Here is a 17,823-nt window from a genome sequence, read left to right on the forward strand (position 1 = left end):
TGACCGCTTGGCCTTGACGGCAGGCGGTTTTCTTTGGCTTTTTGGGGCCCCTGTAAATTACCTGAATCATCATCGAAGCTAAAACTCCACTTTGTGGGGTTATTTGGCGTGCAGGGGTCTATGAAGAACATGCGTCTAATCAATTGTGAAAAGAAACACAATAGAGACCAATGCCTATCAAAGGGGATGCATGTGGAAATGCAAGCGATGGAGAATGTACTGGAGTGCAGGAATGTAACGAAACGCTATGGGAAGAAGACCGCGCTAGACCAACTCAGTCTGACGATTCCCACAGGTAGAATCGTAGGGCTGCTCGGGCCTAACGGGGCGGGAAAGACGACGCTGATGAAGCTGATAGTCACTCTGCTACGGGATTATAAAGGCAGCCTTACGGTCAGCGGCATACGCCCCGGCCTGGAAACCAAAAAAATGGTGTCTTATCTGCCGGACCGTGAATTCCTGTATCCATGGATGTCGATTGAAGAGAGCATTGCTTTTTTTGATCACTCGTTTGCCGACTTTCAGCGGGAGAAGGCGTATAGCATGATTGCAGAGCTGGGACTGAATCTGCAGGATAAAGTGAAGTCTCTGTCCAAAGGGATGCAGGAGCGGGTGAGTATCTCGCTGGTGTTCGCGCGCAAGGCCCGGCTGTTCGTCCTGGACGAGCCGCTGGCGGCGGTGGACCCTTCCACACGGGATAAGATTATAAGGATTATTCTGGATAACTTCGACCCGGACAGCTCGATTCTGATTAGTACGCATCTGATCCACGATGTCGAGAGCCTGTTCACGGATGTGGTGTTCGTGAATGACGGCAAGGTGCTGCTGCAGGGGAGCGTGGAGGAGCTGCGGCGGGAACATGGTGTGCCGATTGAGGAGTTATTCAAACGTCTGATTTAATCTGTTAAAGATAAGAAAAGGGGAGAACATCATGGTTCAATGGCATCAATTCAAGCTGGAATGCCGGAAGCATTTCGCTGTATTTGCTATCTTCACCGCCTTGAGCGGTCTGGCTAATTTGTATTTTCTGTTTGACCGGGGACAGGATATGGCCTTCGTCTTTCTGCTGGTAAATATGGTGATAGGCATTCTGCTGCCGGTCTATATCTACATGGACTATTACAAGGAGTTCTTCACGGGGACGATGCCGGTTAACCATCTGCTGCCGCTGCGAACCTCTGCGCTCTTCGGTGTGAAGTCTGCTGTCTTCATGCTGGGTCTTACCGCAGTCTGGTCTACCACTTTGCTGGATGTCTTCTTGAATCCCGAAGGACTGTACCAGCTGCGGATCGCACACTCCACAAGTCCCGCGCTGGGCATCTCCTACTTCATACTCTCCAAGCTGTGCAGCCTTCCGGCAGGCCTGGCGCTGATTGGTCTGGCCCTGGCAGCTGCCAAAAGATTCCGTAAGCCTGCGCTGAGCTACCTCTGCATTGCTGCCCTCATCGTCCTTGTTACCGGCATCCAGTTCGCTCTGGTGATCCGGGGGAGCCAGCATTTCAGTATCGGTTCCTCAGCCGCGGCCAGCTTCAAGCAATACGCGAATCTGCTTACGGTTAGCCCGGCGGGGCGGGAGCAGCCGTCCAACATTAACGAGACCATTAACTGGCTGTCGGTTGGCATGAACCTGCTGGTGGCGCTGCTGGCCGGAGCTGCGGGCAGTGCGCTCTTGAACGGGCGCAAATATGAGCTTCACGGAAAATGATCGCATTTTCATTTGAAATTTACCGGATGCTATGTTAGGCTGGAGTCAATTAAATCTTCCATAAACACATCGTTTACCGGATTGTTACTGGCCGTGCCAGGCAAAACCTAAACTGATGGTGACTGATTTGAACCCGTTCGCCGGGCTCGATGATCTTGCCATAGGTTTAGGTTTTTCTGTTATATAGGCCATGCAGGAACATCATAATGAAAAGGGGTAAGGACTATGGCTACAGTACTTAACGGATTTCCTGAGCATTTCTTATGGGGCGGCGCAACCGCTGCCAATCAGCTGGAGGGGGCTTTTGATCAGGGCGGCAAAGGGCTGTCTACGGCAGATATGATCGCCTTCGTGCCTAAGGATAAGCGCAAGGGGGATCATTCCATGGAGATCTCCTCGGAGCGGATCGCCCGGATTCTTGCCGGAGAGACGGATGACTGGTTCCCGAAACGTGAAGGCGTTGACTTCTATCACCGCTACAAGGAGGACATTGCACTATTCGCCGAAATGGGCTTCAAGGTGTTCCGGCTGTCGATTAACTGGGCCCGGATCTTCCCGAACGGTGATGATGCCGAGCCTAATGAGCAGGGTCTGCAATTCTACGACGATGTATTCGATGAACTGCTGAAATACGGCATTGAGCCGCTGGTTACCCTTTCGCACTATGAGACACCGCTCGGTCTTACACAGAAGTATAACGGCTGGGCCAGCCGTGAAGTCATCGGATTCTATGTGAAGTATGCTGAGACTGTATTTACCCGTTACCGGAATAAAGTAAAGTACTGGCTGACCTTTAACGAGATCAATGTCATGCTGTTCAGCCCGTATACCGGCGGCGGTATTCTTACAGACCGCGTGGAGAACAAGCTGCAAGCGGTCTTTCAAGGTCTGCACCATCAGTTTGTAGCAAGCGCTCTGGTTACCAAGCTGGGACATGAGATTATTCCGGGCTCGCAGATCGGCTGTATGCTGGCCCGTATGGAGAGCTACGCGCATACCTGCAATCCGGCGGATGTGCGTAAGAGACAGCAGGAAGACCAGCTGAATCTGTTCTTCACGGATGTGCATGCGCGCGGCAAGTACCCGCGTTATATGAACCGTTATTTTGCTGAGAATCAGATTGAGATTGTCCGTGAGCCGGGAGATGATGAGCTGCTTGCTGCGAATACAGTAGATTTCATTTCGTTCAGCTATTATATGACGCTCACTGTGTCCGCAGGCCCGGAGGGTGAGGCCACGGAAGGGAATCTGCTGGGCGGTATCAAGAACCCGTATCTGAAGGCTTCCGACTGGGGCTGGCAGATTGATCCTGTAGGGCTGCGCATTACGCTGAACAACCTGTACGACCGTTACCAGAAGCCGCTGTTCATTGTGGAGAACGGACTGGGCGCCTATGACAAGGTGGAGGAAGACGGATCGATTCATGACCACTACCGGATTGATTATTTGCGGGAACACGTCAAGGAGATGAAGGAAGCGGTAAAGGATGGCGTGGAGCTGCTGGGCTATACGGCCTGGGGCCCGATTGACCTGGTGAGCATGTCGACTTCGGAGATGTCCAAGCGCTACGGCTTCATTTATGTAGACCTGGATGACACGGGAAGCGGCACGCTGAACCGCAGCAAGAAGGATTCGTTTGAGTGGTACAAGCAGGTCATTTCGTCGAACGGTGAAATATTGTAGTTGAAATGGGGCAAGCTTAAGAAGCACAGGCCTTAATAAACCGTTTTCATAAAAGTGTTGTCATATTTACAATGATATGCTAAGATGCTGCTACAGGTAGAATAACTGGATTGTTACTGTTCATTCAGGCAAAACCAGAAACGGGCACTCTTTTGATGCCGTTTTGGTTTTGCCTTTTTTCACACAATAATGTTGTATCCCCGCGTGGTGGGGGGATTTTATTACTCTGACGGTGTAAGGTGATGGAATGAAAATTGCTAAGGTGCTCAACAACAATGTGGTCACCGTACTCGATGCCAGCGGGAAGGAACGGGTCGTCATGGGCCGCGGAATCGCCTTCAAAAAGCAGCCCGGGGATGACGTTGAGGATGCCCAGGTTGAGAAAGTATTCGCCCTGGAGAATAAAGAAGGTTCACAGAAGCTGATGTCGCTTCTCTCGGAGATCCCGCTGGAATATGTGGAATGCACCGATGAAGTGATCCGTTATGCCGAGACGGTGCTCGGGGAGAAGCTGCATGACAGCATCTATATCTCACTAACGGACCATATCCATTTCGCCATCGACCGTCACCGTCAGGGGCTTCAAATCAAGAATGCGCTGCTGTGGGAAATCAAGCGGATGTACCGCAAGGAGTTCTCCATTGGACTCAAGGCGCTGCAAATTATCGAGGAACGGCTGGGTGTTCTCCTGCCGGAGGACGAGTGCGCTTTCATCGCGATGCATCTGGTGAATGCGCAGATGAACGGTGAGATGCGGGAGACGGTAAGCATCACGAATATCGTGAAGGACATCTTGAATATTGTCCGGCGGAGCTTCCTCATTGAGCTGGATGAAGAATCCCTCGGGTATTACCGCTTCCTGACCCATCTGAAGTTCTTTGCGCAACGGGTGGTCCAAGGCACTCCGATGGAAGAGCAGGACCAGGATCATGCACTGCATGATCTGGTCATGAAGCAGTACCCTGCTGCCCATGCGGTTGCGGTGAAGATAGCGGACTATACCCGCAAGATATACAAAAGGGTCTTGTCCAAGGAAGAAATATTGTATCTGACCATTCATATTGAACGGATTATCCGCAATGAGGAAATAACAGAATAATGTGGTGCAGGATTGCTACTCGGTACAGAGGCAAAACCTAAACCCGGACAGTGCTGGAGGCAGAAGACTGCCTTTCCCCGCTGATCGGCGTTTAGGTTTTTTTTTGCGGAAAACATACTATAGCTAAGGAGCAACATCTTATGAATACAAAAGAGCTGTCCAAAGAAATATTGAAGCTTGTCGGCGGAGAAGAGAATATCGATCAGGTTACCCATTGTATGACCCGTCTGCGCTTCAACCTGAATGACAACAACCGTGCGGACAAAGCGGCCCTGCAGAAGACGGACGGGGTTATGGGCGTGATGATTAACGGCGGGCAATTCCAGGTCATTATCGGCAATGATGTGCCGGTGGTCTACAATGACCTGATTGGCAATATGTCCGTTTCTCCTGAGAAGAAGGCTTCCGGTGACAAGGTGGAGAAAAAGAAGCAGAATCCGCTGAGCAAGCTGTTCGACTTCATCTCGGGGATCTTCACACCGATCCTGCCGGCCATTACCGGTGCGGGGATGATCAAGGGGATTGTCGCCCTGCTGGTAGCGGCGGGTTGGATGGGGACGGAGAACTCCACGTATATCATACTCTCGGCGATCGGGGACGGCGCCTTCTACTTCCTGCCGATTGTTCTGGCCATCAGCGCTGCCCGTAAGCTGGGAAGCAATATGTACATCGCTGCTGCGATCGGGGCGGCCATTCTGCATCCGACCGTCACCACGCTGCTGGGGTCAGGGGAGCCTGTTACCTTCGCTTCACTGCCGGTGGTAGCTGCAACCTACGCTTCGTCTGTCATTCCGATTGTGATTGCAGTATGGCTGGCCTCCTATGTGGAAAAAGCCGTTGATAAAGTAACCCATGCTTCGCTGAAGCTGATTGTCGTTCCGACGGTTACCCTGCTGGTCATTGTACCGCTTACCCTGATTGCCGTAGGCCCGCTGGGTGTTATTATCGGGGATGGCCTGACTGGAGGCATCAGCTGGCTGTTCGAGAATACGGGACTGTTCGCAGGCCTGCTGCTGGGCGGAACCATGTCCCTGTTGATCATTACCGGGATGCACTATGCCCTGATTCCAATTATGATCGCATCTATTGCGCAGCTTGGTTATGACTATATGATTCCGATTATGATGGTAGCAAACTTCGCCCAGGCGGGCAGTGCGCTTGGTGTCTCTCTAAGAACGAAGAACAGCAAGCTGAAGTCCCTCTCCCTGTCTACAAGTATTACGGCCTTCATGGGAATTACAGAACCGGCCATGTACGGAGTGAATATGCGGCTTAAGAAACCGTTCATCGCTGCCCTGATCGGCGGAGCTGCCGGTGGTGCGTTCCTCAGCTTGTTCAAGGTAAAAGCCTATGTCATCGGCGGACTCGCCGGACTCTCCGGCATTCCAATGGTTCTCGGTGCGACCTTTGTCTATTCGGTCATCGGCTTCGCCATCGGGGCGGTAGTTGCTGCGGTTGTCACTTATATTATCGGCTTCGAGGATGAGCAGGAAGCTGCTGCTGCGCCTGCGGTGACTCCTGCTGAGTCTGTAAATGTATCTGCTGCTAACACTACTGTAAACGGCGCTGCTGCTGAGCCTAAGATGGTGAATCAAGAGGTATTTAGTCCGATTGCCGGAGCGGTGAAGCCGCTGAGCGAAGTGAGCGATCCGGCCTTCTCGGAAGAGATTATGGGTAAGGGATATGCGATTCAGCCGTCCGAAGGCCGCGTAGTCTCGCCGGTTCAGGGAACGGTGTTCTCGCTCTCGAAGAGCGGACATGCGATTGGTCTGGTCAGCGACAGCGGAGCAGAGATGCTGATCCATATCGGCATCGACACAGTGAAGCTGAAGGGCCTGCATTTCTCGCCGAAGGTAACTGCCGGAACCCGGGTGGCTGTCGGCGATCTGCTGATGGAATTCGATCTGGTGGAGATCGAGAAGGCTGGCTACAGCACGATCACGCCGGTTATTATTACGAACATCCAGCAGTATCAGTCCATCCAGTCTGCTGGCGCTACCTCGGTTAAGGAGAAGGAGCTGCTGTATACGGTGCTTGCTTAGGATGAGCTAGGGGCCAGGTGCGAATTAGCAAATGGCTGGGGCTTGGAGTGAATGAGTGAAGAGCTGGGGGCTTGGAGTGAATAAGCGAAGAGCTGGAGTATAAGCAAGTAGGATGTTCTAGAGTATAGGTCTGGTAAGTAGATCGAGAAGGTACTAAGGAGTTGTCGCCCGCAGCAGGTCTGCGTGGGGACAACTCCTTTTTTTGGCCGAATGTGTGCAGAAAACAGAATATATTGTGTTGGCGCCTGTCCAGGTAACCTTGTTCTGTGGAGATAGGTGGAAAAAGAGCATCTAATTTGACTGCATTCCTGAGAGTTGGGACTATAGTTGGAATAATTACATCTATTTAGCTGAATTATGCTAGTTGAGCCAAAATGGTGGGAAGTAAGTGTCGTTTATCCAACTAATCTTTTGCGCCGGGAAAAACTCAACAAATTATGTGTTAATTTTCCAACTATTGGCAGGGTGGTGGAGCGTGAACGCCTTATGATTGCGGGCATGCCTATGTAAAGGCGGGTGCGGCTTACTGGCTCCGGCTGGTGGAGCAGTGAGCGGACAGATGGGTAGCCCGGCGATCCGCGTCCGGCTGGTGAGCAGCGAGCGGACAGATAAGCAGCCGTGGCGGCCCGTGTCCAGCAGATGGAGCTGCGGACGGTCAAGCCCGGGCGCGGGCCTACAGCTTGCCCGCGCTGATCTCCGCGACCTTTGCATACTCGATCAGCGCCGCTTGTCCGGCGGCCGTGAGTGTGTAGCGGCCGCGCTGCACCCGGAAGAACCACGCATAGTAGTTCTTCTGCAGGATCGCAGCGGCGCCGGGCACGCCGCTGTGCTTCCGCAGCGCGGCGGGCGTGACGCCGCGCGCGCCCTCCGCCCGGCTGTGCGCAGCCGCCGGGCCCGCACCCGCAGCGGCATCACCCGCCGCTGCTGCCGTACCCGCGGCCGCCGTCTCCCCGGCGGCCAGGGCCATGCCCGGCGCGCCGCCGAGCGCTGCACGCCCCCGCCGAGGCCGGCCGCTCCGGCGGCTTCGGCCTCCAGGGCCTGCAGCGCGGCGGCCACGCGCAGCGCCTTCTCGCGGTAGGCAGTCACGAGCTTGACGCGCGTGCTGCCGCCGGTGTTGTAGTCCCCGCTGCGCTCGCGGAACTCGTAGAGCAAGCGCTCGCGGCGGCGGACGGCGCTGCGGGCCTGCGGCGGCGCCTCGCCCGGCTCCGCGAGCACCTCGACGAGCGGGGCCTTCGTCTTGTAGAAGACGACGGTTACCAGCCCCAGGCCGAGCCGGCGGCATAGCCCGGTGAGCTCGCCCCAGCGCTGGTTGACCGCGCCCTTCTTCTCCCTGACGCGTTCTACCGCGAGGTAGACGTTAGGGCTAAGCCGCAGCCGTTCAATGCCTTGCAGCAGCAGGGCGAGATTGAACGATTTTTTCATCTCGACAATGAGCGGCTGGGGCTCGTCCTCCCGGATACCGACCAGATCGCAGGTACGCACCTCGCCCTTGATCTCATAGCCCTGCCGTTCAAAAAATCCCTTCAAAGGAGCATACAGCTCCGTTTCCTGTTTGATCGCCATTGGTTGTCACTCCTGCCCTGGATTGCAGCGTAATTATAATAGAGAATTCATGATTCTCTATTATAGCACAGCAAAAAAGAGGTCAACTATTCCGGGCTCGCCGCATAGGTATGTAATACACTTTCTAAGCTTGGTGGAGCAAGTAGGAGCGCAAGAGGAGGCAGCGAGCCATGGATATTTTTGAGCGTATAGCTTCGTATCGGGCTGAGAACGACCGTTTGGCGTGGAGCGGCACTTTCAAGGACTATATAGAACTGCTAAGAGCAGACCCCTCTCCCGCAAAAACGGCTCATTCCCGCGTATACGACATGATCAAGTCACACGGCGTCGAGGACATCAACGGACGTAAACGGTATAAGTTTTTTGAACAGGAGATCTTTGGACTGGATCGTGCGGTGGAAAAGCTGGTGGAGGAATACTTCCATTCCGCAGCCCGAAGGCTGGATGTGCGCAAACGGATCTTGCTGCTGATGGGACCGGTCAGTGGAGGGAAGTCGACGCTCGTAACGCTGCTGAAGCGCGGCCTGGAACAATATTCGCGTACGGATGCGGGTGCGGTGTATGCGATTGAGGGCTGCCCGATGCATGAGGACCCGCTGCACCTGATTCCGCTGGAGCTGCGTCCGGAGATTGAGCGGGAGCTTGGTGTACGGGTTGAAGGCAATCTGTGCCCGTCCTGCCAGATGCGGCTGAAGAATGAGTATCACGGGGATATCGAACAGGTGGCAGTTACCCGGGTGCTGTTGTCAGAAGAGGAGCGGGTGGGGATTGGCACATTCAGCCCTTCGGATCCGAAGTCGCAGGATATCGCGGATCTGACCGGCAGTATCGACTTCTCGACCATTACCGAATTCGGCTCGGAATCCGATCCGCGGGCCTACCGCTTCGACGGGGAGCTAAACAAGGCCAACCGTGGCCTGATGGAGTTCCAGGAGATGCTGAAATGCGATGAGAAGTTCCTGTGGAATCTGCTGTCCCTGACCCAGGAGGGGAATTTCAAGGCTGGGCGCTTCGCGTTAATCTCGGCGGATGAGATGATTATTGCCCACACGAATGAGACCGAATATAAATCCTTCATCTCTAATAAAAAGAACGAAGCGCTCCAGTCCCGTATGATCGTCATGCCGGTTCCCTATAATCTGCGCGTCTCTGAAGAGGAAAAGATCTACGCCAAGCTAATCGGCCAGAGCGATATGAAGCATGTGCATATTGCCCCTCACGCGCTGCGTGCGGCGGCGATTTTCTCGATCCTGACGCGGCTTAAGGAGAGCAAGAAGCAGGGGATGGATCTGATCAAGAAGCTGCGGATGTACGACGGCGAAGAGGTCGAGGGCTACAAGGAAGCAGATCTGAAGGAAATGCAGACCGAATACCTGGATGAGGGCATGTCCGGCATCGACCCGCGGTATGTCATCAACCGTATCTCCAGCGCCCTGATCAAAGGCGATTTGCAGTGCATGAACGCGCTGGATGTGCTGCGGGCGATCAAGGACGGTCTGGATCAGCATCCTTCGATTACGAAGGAGGAGCGCGAGCGTTATCTGAATTTTATTTCCATTGCCCGTAAGGAATATGATATTCTCGCCAAAAGCGAAGTGCAAAAGGCCTTCGTCTACTCTTTTGAAGAATCCGCCAAAACGCTGTTCGAGAATTATCTCGACAATATTGAAGCCTTCTGCAACTGGTCCAAAATCCGCGACCCGCTTACCGATGAAGAGATGGAGCCGGATGAGCGGCTGATGCGCTCCATTGAAGAGCAGATCGGCATTTCGGAGAATGCGAAGAAGGCCTTCCGCGAGGAGATTCTGATCCGCATCTCGTCCTATTCCCGCAAGGGCAAGAAGTTCGAGTACAACAATCATGACCGGCTGCGGGAAGCCATCGAGAAGAAGCTGTTCACGGATCTCAAGGATATTGTCAAAATCACCACTTCCTCCAAAACACCGGATGAAAGCCAGCTTAAACGGATCAACGAGGTCAGCCGCCGCCTGATCGACGAGCACAACTACTGCCCAATCTGTGCCAATGAGCTGCTGAAATATGTCGGAAGCCTGCTGAACCGCTGACACAGCGCCACTTTGACATACGGGTTCTGCAAAAAAAAGGGAATATCCCAGGCCATCGTGATGGCTTAAGGATATTCCCTTTATGTTGTCTAGCTATCAGAGGATTCCTTATTCGCTTGGAAGCCTCTACTCCTCCTGAGAATCCTTAGGCTCCTGCTGCTTGCCGCCAATCTTGAAGCTTAACTGGCCGTTATATTTGCCGAGCTGTCCGCCCACGCCGATGCCTGCGCCTTCGCCGCCGCCGAACTGAGCATTGGCCTCAGCTCCGATGCCCTTATTGCCGCCTAGCTGAACATGGGAGTCAAAACCGGCGCCTTGACTAAGGCCCAGATGAGCACCTGCATCTGCATTAAGCCCGTGTTCGCCCCCGGCCTGCGCGCCCATCTGGACATCTGCGCCCTGCCCGCCGCCAAGCTGGGCCTTGCCCTGTGCGGCCACCCCGTATTTGCCGAAGGCCTGGGCTTCAGCATTCACGCCGATGCCTTGCCCGTTACCGACATAGGAATCGCCTTGCGCTTCAATGCCATAGGAGGGGCCGCCGATATGGCCGCCTGCCTGCATACTTGCGCCGCTGTAAGCCAGTTGTCCTCCGGCATTCATACCGATGCCGTGTTTACCCCCTAACTCGCCTCCTGCATCGACATGAATTCCCTTTCCGCCGGTCTGACTTGCCCCGGGATGGCCGTCCACCGGATTGTTCGCAGCAGCCGGAGGTTCGGAGGTCCGGACAGTCTGCGTATTCCCGGCAGTTGCAGCGTTCTTAGCAATTCTCGGAACGGGCTCCTCAGCGGACCCCGAACGTACCAGGTAGTGGTAATGCGAATAAGGATAGGGCTGCGGCAGATGCCGATAGCCTGACGGATGAGCTGAAGGGGTCGAATCTTCGTTCTTGTAATTCATGCGGGATACCTCCATTCTTGAATTCATTACAATAGCCTATTCACCGAAATGGGAAGTGATACGTGTCAGCTGAATATAAAAGTACATTTGTAATGGCTGCATGACTGTGCTACATTATGAATGAATTATATATTATTCACTCAGTCACGGAGGGATTACGGATGGAAGATAAGAAGGCTGAGATTTTCAGATGCGGTAAAGAGCTGTTCAGCTCCAAGGGCTTCAAGGACACCAATATTTCTGACATCACCAAAATGTGCGGGTTCGCTGTGGGTACGTTCTACAATTATTACGCTTCGAAAGAGAAGCTGTTCATCGATATTTATCTGCAGGAGAACGAGAAGCTGAAACGGAGTATCCTGCAATCTTCGGTCAATCTGGACGACGAGCCTGCCAAAGTGCTCAAAGAAATCATGGCGCTTAATTACAGCGGAATCAATTCGAATCCAATCCTGAAGGAATGGTACAACAAAGCTCTTTTCAGCAAGCTGGAGAAGGAATTCTATGAGCATGGCGGGATTGAAGGTATTCATGAAATGATGAACAGCGGCACGCTGGAATTAATCCGGCACTGGAAGACCAAGGGGAAGATCAGAACAGATCTTGCGGACGGCATGATTCTTGCCTTGTTCAACTCTGTGCCGTATATCGACATTCACAAGGAAGAGATAGGGGTTAGCTATTTCCCGCAGATCCTGGATTATTTAGTTGAATTCATTATGAAAGGCTTGACGGATACACAGCATTGACACAGATCTATGGTTTCGTTTGGCTTGCTGCAGAATACACTATTAAATGTTCAGGGATGTACTGGGCATTTTATTTTGCTTTGAAATGAATGAATTTAATTAAGTTCATTCATATTCTATAAAATAACGAATTGAGGCGCCATTATGAAGACTATTATTATTTACAGATCAGGCCGCAGCATGAACACACAGAAGATTGCAGCCGCTATGGCTGAAGTGCTGGGTGCAGATTTGGCTAAAGTAGAGGACGTTAAGCCGGAGATGCTGTCCGGATATGACCTGATTGGCCTTGGTTCAGGCATTTACGCCTCCAAAATCCACCGCAAGATGTTCAAATTCATCAAGAGGATGCCGCTCCGGGACAAAAAAGTCTTTATTTTTTGCACCTCCGGATCTGGAGAATTCAAGAATCAGGTGCTGGTTGAGACCAAGCTGGCGGCGAAGGGCAGCAACGTGATCGGTGAGTTCCATTGTCCCGGGGAGTTCAGCCCGCTGGGCTTCAATCTGGATAAAAAAGGGCATCCCGATGAGCTGGATGTCGAGAAAGCCCGCCTCTTCGCAGCCGCCTTATTAGACAAGATTGTCTGAATAAGCTGAGTATAGAGCAAGACAGGAACAGTCCAACCGGCCACAGTCTGCTATAATGGACTCACCTATGTGGACCAGAAAGGCCGGTGGAGTTACTGAATTACAGCAGAGAGATCGGGCAGACGATTGATTATATTGAGGAGCATCTCATGGACCCGCTGACAGCGGAGCAGATTGCAGCGTATGCAGGGTATTCGCTGTATCATTTTTGCCGGATGTTCAGTAAGGCTCAGGCTATGCCGGTCATGGAATATGTGCGCACCCGGAGATTGTCGCGGGCTGCCGTTGAATTGTTCAACGGGCGGAGAATTACGGAGATTGCGCTGGAATATGGCTTCGAGACCCCCGGGGGCTTCGCCAAAGCCTTCCGCAAAACTTACGGCTACAGCCCCTCCCAGTATGCGGCACGGATGAGCGGGTATCTCCGGGACCGGTTAGAATATGAGATTAAGGACTATATTGCAGAGCCGGTGATGGTGGCGAAGTCTGCTTTTAACGTAGCGGGGTACGGGATTGAGACGGATGTGGAGGCCGGGAATGCTACGCAGGACGTCGCTTCCTTCTGGTATTACTATGAGGGCGACAATCTGGAGGATCAGATGTACGCGAAGCTGAATCCGCCTAAGCACGGGGAGGTTGGCTTGTGCATTCCGGCAGACACTGGCGGCAACGCCGTCTATCTGCTAGGGGTTATAGTGGAGGACTTCAGTAAGGTTACTCCTGACATGCTTACGGCTGTTGTGCCTGCGGCGCAGTATGCGGTATTTACGACACCGCCGGTGGACGCTACCGATGAGGCGAGACCGGAGACTTTTGCCGAGGTGGTCAAGAGTACCTGGAGATATATCTTCGAAGACTGGTTCCCGGGCAGCGGATATATGCATGACGAAGATAAGCTGAACTTTGAGTTCTACGACGAACGCTGTCACGCCCGTGTGGATTCGGTGATGGAGATTTATGTTCCGGTGCGGGGCCGCAGGTTTCATGAAACCATTGAATAGGTTATTGTAATATGTGGAAAATAGAGATAAAGGAGATAACCATGGCTAAACAACGCAAGATTTTACTAACTGTAACCGTATTGTATACAATGCTTGTGCTTTATTTTATGTTCTTTGCTTTCGGCAGAGGAGAGGCTTCGGATCATACCATCTACACCTTTATTTTCATGCCCGATAACTTTCTTAAGCTGCCGTCTCCGTCTGATCTTCTGCCTCCCACCCTCATGGATTTGGTGGGTTTCGGGAACACGATTGCGTTTATTCCTTTCGGTATATTGATTCCATGGCTGTACCGGGTCAGCTTCGTCCGGTTCATCACCTTATTCTTCATTGCGATTCTTGTCCTGGAAACGATCCAGGCTCTTACCTTCCTGGGCAGCTTCGATATCAACGACGCTCTTCAGAATTCGATTGGAGCAGCTCTGGGTTTTGGGGCGTACAAGCTTGGTTTCCGTTACCGGAGCCTCGGGCGCAATCTGGTGGCAACGGCTGTATCGGTTATGGTTCTTTTTATAGCTTTATGGGGGTTAGGGGAGGCGGTAGACAAAATAATAACTAAAGTAGAGGGTCCGTTCACAGCGATCACGGAATGGACGGACACCTCGGGCAATTCATCCGCAGACAAACCGGACAGCATTCAAATCAACGGACAGAAGATACCGCTCCGCTATAACCTGTATGGCGCTGAAGGCGGAGAGTCCAGAACGTTCACGTACAAGTCTGAGGGTCAGACGACTTTCTGCTTCACTTTCGGAAACCCCGAACCAACAGATTATTCCGGTGAGATCAGTATTACCCGGGATGGCCAGGAATTCTTGAATTATTCTGCAGATTTTCAGCGTACTAATCCTGAACAGTACCCTGTGGTATATGAGATGCCGGCTCTGCCGGGGCAAGAGCTGAAGATCACGCTTAAGGGCGGCTTGAAAGTATGGGATGTAGGATATAAAAAGATGCAGTATATCTGGAACTGAGTACTTAATCTTCTACTCCGAGAGGATTGGTGACGGTAATGAGAATGGCATTTGTACTGTTCGATGGCATGACCACCATGGATTTCGTGGGGTTCTATGAAGCGGTGAGCTGGGTAGCCATCCTGAAGGCGAAGGAGAACGTATCCTGGACCTTCTGCGCCAACAAGGCTGAGGTGACAGATGACCGGGGGTTGACCATGAAGGCCGATGAGGTGCTGCCTGATCTGGGGGCATTCGACCTGGTGTTCCTTCCGGGCGGCATGCCGACCCGGACACTCCGCTATGACGAGGACTTTATGAGCTGGATACGGACGGCAGAAGGCGCACGCTACAAAGTGTCGGTCTGTACGGGTGCTCTACTCTTAGGGGCGGCAGGATTCCTGGAGGGTAAAAAAGCGACCACGAACTCATCGGCCTACGATCTGCTAGCCCCTTACTGCGCGGAAGTCATTAAGGCCCGGGCCGTCCGGGACGGCGACACCTTCACCGGAGGCGGAGTGACGTCCTCGATCGATCTGGGCCTCTACCTGATCGAGTGCTTAGTGGATACAGACACTGCGCTCCAGGTGCAAAAAAGACTGGAGTACCCCTATTATCAGTCAGGTAAGCTGAGCGATATCTACTATCCGTATGAAGAGGAATAGACAGAAAGGCAAGCCCCTGCATCAGGGCTTGCCTTTCTTTTGTCCGTTATTACGGGGCTGCAGCGTCCAATTGAACCGCCACGTAGCTTCCCAGTTCAACCATGCCTGCACTATCCAGCTTAGTGGCATCGTATTGCTTGATGACCTCGGCGGTTTTCTGCATCAGCTTCGAGCTGTCGGTATTGCCCAGAACGCGCAGGACTACCAGAGTCTCGCCTTTCTTCAGCTGTTCGGCCAGCTTAGTCTTGTAGGCTTCGAGAGAATCTACCTCAAGTCCTTGCGTCACATAATAATCGTAGGCATTGCTGGTGGCCTTGAACAGAGGCAGCTCATGGTCCAGCCAGTAGGCCTTGTCCATCACATACTCTACATCGGTGGCTGTAGCATCATTGGAGTTATAGAGCAGATAAGGAAGTCCAGTATTGGTGGCGTTATTGGTCGGGTCAACATTGACCCATTCGTCGCCGATCTTCACCTTGTTCCAGGCGTGATTCACACCGCTCATGGTTCCTGTGACGACCATCGAAGGGACCTGGACGAGATCCGAGAGCAGCTGGAAGGTATGGGCATAGCTCATGCATACGCCGACTTTTTTAACCAGAATGCCATAGGTATTGAAAGAATCGTTATACTTCGCATCTACTGTCTTGAACTCCTGCTCCTTGGCATTCTCCAGTGCAGCATCGTCATAGACGGTGTTATCATTCAGATAATTATAGATCGCCATCTGCTTCTCATCTGCACTCATGCCTTCCTTGATCGTAGCCGCGATTACTTTATCTGCTTCGGCAAGAATCTCCTTCTGCTTGGTGCGGATGGACTCGGCAGAATCATCATACTTGACATTCAACGTCAGCTTCTCGTAATCGTAGCCATAACCGCGGAAGCCGAGAATGAGCGGGTTCTGGTAGACCACCTTCTCAATCACATCCACCAGGGTGCGGGCATTCTGCGCCTCCGGGAAGGCTTGCAGCGAAATTTCGGTCTCGCCATTCATAAGGGATAACGCGAGGTATTCCTCCAGCGCAGAGTCTGCATGAATGAGGTCAGCCCGTATCGTGGTGCCTGGAACCGCCTGCTTGTTGCCTTCTTCTACCTTGCTCTTGGTATTTTCTTTTTGCTGGTCGATGACATTATCTCCAGCTTCACTGGCGTTCCCGCTATCGTTGTTGTCGATGATAGTTGGTATATCAGGTGCAGGCACATAATCTGTGTCATTCTGCGGCTCCACATATCCCGGGTTCGCCTTGTTGCTCTGGGCGGCGGCAAGACTGGCAATATCCGCTTCCGTCAATTGCGCAACCTGAACATATCCTTTGAGCGCAGTACCTTGAAGCGTGTACGGGACATCAGTTGGACCGGAAGCCTTAAGAGTCACAGCTTCGGTGTCGTACATCACTGTTACTGAGGCTTTGGAGCCGTCAATGAACTGAACAGGAACGGTTTTGGGCAGCTCTGTGGCATTCTTGTACAATTTCAGGTTGATGTTATCCTCAGGAGCCACAGTGCGCGGCAGACGTTTGGATAACGCCACGGTATCTGCCGAGCGGCTGAACCGGGATTCTTTGTCCCCCTGAACGGCAGTGACGTAATATTCACCTTGCACATTGTTATTCTGTATGCTGGTAATGGTCTCATCTACTACACCTAGCGCACCGCGTCCATCCTTCATGAAGTCGTTATACGAGTTGCCCTTCACTGTTGCAATCAGCAGCGGACGCTGATCCGCGTAGCCTTGCTCCGCACCGCTGAGCGGCTCATTCGTGTTCTCCATCGTAATGTGGGAAGCACTGTAAATGTTATAGCTCTCTGCACCCGGCACCTCATCCCAGACCAGGGTTAATCTGCCGTCCAGACTGATGTCGGATTGCAGGTTCGGCACAGGAAGATCCGACTTCACCGTGAACGGAATGATCACCGGCTGCTTCAGCAGAGTTGGCGACTTGGCATCCAGGTCATAATTGAGCCGGATGTAGTAGACAGGCGCGTTCCCCCAGGAGCTGGCTCCGGTAGCGCGCAGGGAATCGGAGGGAAGAACGCCGAAGCCGAGCGGCTTGATGGAGTATACGCTTTTGCCGTCAACAAGCTGTGAGTCCTCAAGGGTCCCGACTTTGCTCTCCGGGAGTGCCTTGATATCGGTATGTACGGATAACGTCTTGCCGATGGCTTCGGAACCAAGATCAGTATTGAATCTGAAGATGAATTCCATATCCTGCTCCACATTATACATAGGCATGATGCCCGGACTGTGATCTGCTTCGTCTGAATCATACTTCTGCTTCAGATCGTACACGGTCTGTGAAGCCTCAGGCGGAGGGTTCTCCGAAGTGTTCTTTGTCTCAGCAGTTGCCGTGGCTGCCGGGCTGGATGAAGGCGCTGGACTTCCTTCTTTGCTGCCCCCCATGCAGCCTGTCAGAATCACACACATGATGAGTAGCAGTATTGCCAGTTGTTTCACTTTCACTAACGTCCTCTCCCGTCTGGTTTCTGTATGAGGGTAACCATGGACCATCCAGAATTACCCATTATAAATCACAGGAGATATATAACCCATTCGGATACTATTAAAACAAAATTGGGATAATTTATATTTAAGTATTTTTTGCAGCAGGGTTTGATCTCCCAATCTAATACCATTCAAAAACAAGCCGCAGCGTAATTGCACATAGCAACTACACTGCGGCTTATTGTGCGAACCCATATGTTTCTTTACATAAACCGCCGCTGCACCTTTTTGCCGTCATAGGTGAACAGAGCGTTTTTGTCTTCTACGACGGTCTGCAGATGCACGGTACGGCCCCAGAGGGCA

General features: G+C 52.6%; 14 protein-coding genes and 2 pseudogenes. 11 read left to right on the top strand and 5 right to left on the bottom strand.

The genetic code is table 11. From position 1 onward, the window contains the following. The first annotated feature begins 198 nt into the window (after nt 1-198). From MKZ07_RS33180 to MKZ07_RS33200, 5 genes are all read left to right on the top strand, one after another. Complete coding sequence (locus MKZ07_RS33180; RefSeq protein WP_200869238.1) at nt 199-900, top strand: ABC transporter ATP-binding protein; 702 nt, start codon at nt 199-201, stop codon at nt 898-900. Nucleotides 901-931: 31 nt separating this feature from the next. Next, nucleotides 932-1,705, top strand: coding sequence for a hypothetical protein (locus MKZ07_RS33185; RefSeq protein WP_341029741.1), 774 nt, complete (start codon nt 932-934; stop codon nt 1,703-1,705). A gap of 225 nt (nt 1,706-1,930) precedes the next feature. Then, the gene (locus MKZ07_RS33190) at nt 1,931-3,388 is read left to right on the top strand and encodes a glycoside hydrolase family 1 protein (protein ID WP_341029745.1); all 1,458 of its coding nucleotides are present in this window, start codon (nt 1,931-1,933) and stop codon (nt 3,386-3,388) included. A 247-nt stretch (nt 3,389-3,635) separates the two neighbouring features. Further along, nucleotides 3,636-4,487 (top strand): BglG family transcription antiterminator LicT, encoded by an 852-nt coding sequence (gene licT, locus MKZ07_RS33195; RefSeq protein WP_341029747.1) that lies wholly within the window; start codon nt 3,636-3,638, stop codon nt 4,485-4,487. A gap of 140 nt (nt 4,488-4,627) precedes the next feature. Then, a complete protein-coding gene (locus MKZ07_RS33200) occupies nt 4,628-6,529 on the top strand; it encodes a beta-glucoside-specific PTS transporter subunit IIABC (RefSeq protein WP_341029749.1) in 1,902 nt (633 codons plus the stop codon). A 673-nt stretch (nt 6,530-7,202) separates the two neighbouring features. Here the strand turns inward: MKZ07_RS33200 and MKZ07_RS33205 are convergent. Together MKZ07_RS33205 and MKZ07_RS33210 are read right to left on the bottom strand one after the other, a co-directional pair. Beyond that, nucleotides 7,203-7,496, bottom strand: coding sequence for a DUF2161 family putative PD-(D/E)XK-type phosphodiesterase (locus MKZ07_RS33205; RefSeq protein ID WP_341029843.1), 294 nt, complete (start codon nt 7,494-7,496; stop codon nt 7,203-7,205). A 44-nt stretch (nt 7,497-7,540) separates the two neighbouring features. After that, a pseudogene (locus MKZ07_RS33210) lies at nt 7,541-8,092 on the bottom strand (DUF2161 family putative PD-(D/E)XK-type phosphodiesterase); the annotation flags it as partial. Nucleotides 8,093-8,262: 170 nt separating this feature from the next. Between MKZ07_RS33210 and MKZ07_RS33215 the strand changes: the two are divergent. Further along, nucleotides 8,263-10,158, top strand: coding sequence for a PrkA family serine protein kinase (locus tag MKZ07_RS33215; RefSeq protein ID WP_036700576.1), 1,896 nt, complete (start codon nt 8,263-8,265; stop codon nt 10,156-10,158). A 126-nt stretch (nt 10,159-10,284) separates the two neighbouring features. Here MKZ07_RS33215 and MKZ07_RS33220 read toward each other — a convergent pair whose 3' ends face one another. Continuing rightward, a complete protein-coding gene (locus MKZ07_RS33220; RefSeq protein ID WP_051494017.1) occupies nt 10,285-11,058 on the bottom strand; it encodes a hypothetical protein in 774 nt (257 codons plus the stop codon). A 161-nt stretch (nt 11,059-11,219) separates the two neighbouring features. Here MKZ07_RS33220 and MKZ07_RS33225 point away from each other — a divergent pair, with 161 nt between their 5' ends. From MKZ07_RS33225 to MKZ07_RS33245, 5 genes are all read left to right on the top strand, one after another. After that, on the top strand, nt 11,220-11,807 hold the full coding sequence (locus MKZ07_RS33225) for a TetR/AcrR family transcriptional regulator (protein ID WP_036700578.1): 588 nt from the start codon (nt 11,220-11,222) through the stop codon (nt 11,805-11,807). 144 nt (nt 11,808-11,951) lie between these two features. Next, nucleotides 11,952-12,395 carry a flavodoxin domain-containing protein gene (locus MKZ07_RS33230; RefSeq protein ID WP_036700580.1) on the top strand — a complete coding sequence of 148 codons (444 nt, stop codon included), beginning with the start codon at nt 11,952-11,954 and terminating at the stop codon, nt 12,393-12,395. Nucleotides 12,396-12,481: 86 nt separating this feature from the next. After that, complete coding sequence (locus tag MKZ07_RS33235) at nt 12,482-13,396, top strand: AraC family transcriptional regulator (protein WP_235218563.1); 915 nt, start codon at nt 12,482-12,484, stop codon at nt 13,394-13,396. A 41-nt stretch (nt 13,397-13,437) separates the two neighbouring features. Next, on the top strand, nt 13,438-14,370 hold the full coding sequence (locus MKZ07_RS33240) for a VanZ family protein (protein WP_076158956.1): 933 nt from the start codon (nt 13,438-13,440) through the stop codon (nt 14,368-14,370). Nucleotides 14,371-14,408: 38 nt separating this feature from the next. After that, nucleotides 14,409-15,014, top strand: a complete 606-nt coding sequence (locus MKZ07_RS33245; protein ID WP_341029752.1) for a DJ-1/PfpI family protein — start codon at nt 14,409-14,411, stop codon at nt 15,012-15,014. 49 nt (nt 15,015-15,063) lie between these two features. Here the strand turns inward: MKZ07_RS33245 and MKZ07_RS33250 are convergent, their stop codons facing one another. Together MKZ07_RS33250 and MKZ07_RS33255 are read right to left on the bottom strand one after the other, a co-directional pair. Next, on the bottom strand, nt 15,064-17,478 hold the full coding sequence (locus MKZ07_RS33250; RefSeq protein WP_341029754.1) for a transglutaminase domain-containing protein: 2,415 nt from the start codon (nt 17,476-17,478) through the stop codon (nt 15,064-15,066). A gap of 245 nt (nt 17,479-17,723) precedes the next feature. Beyond that, nucleotides 17,724-17,823, bottom strand: a pseudogene (locus MKZ07_RS33255) (SpoVR family protein); the annotation flags it as partial.

This window comes from Paenibacillus sp. FSL P4-0338, from assembly GCF_038002365.1.
Classification (GTDB): domain Bacteria; phylum Bacillota; class Bacilli; order Paenibacillales; family Paenibacillaceae; genus Paenibacillus_AQ.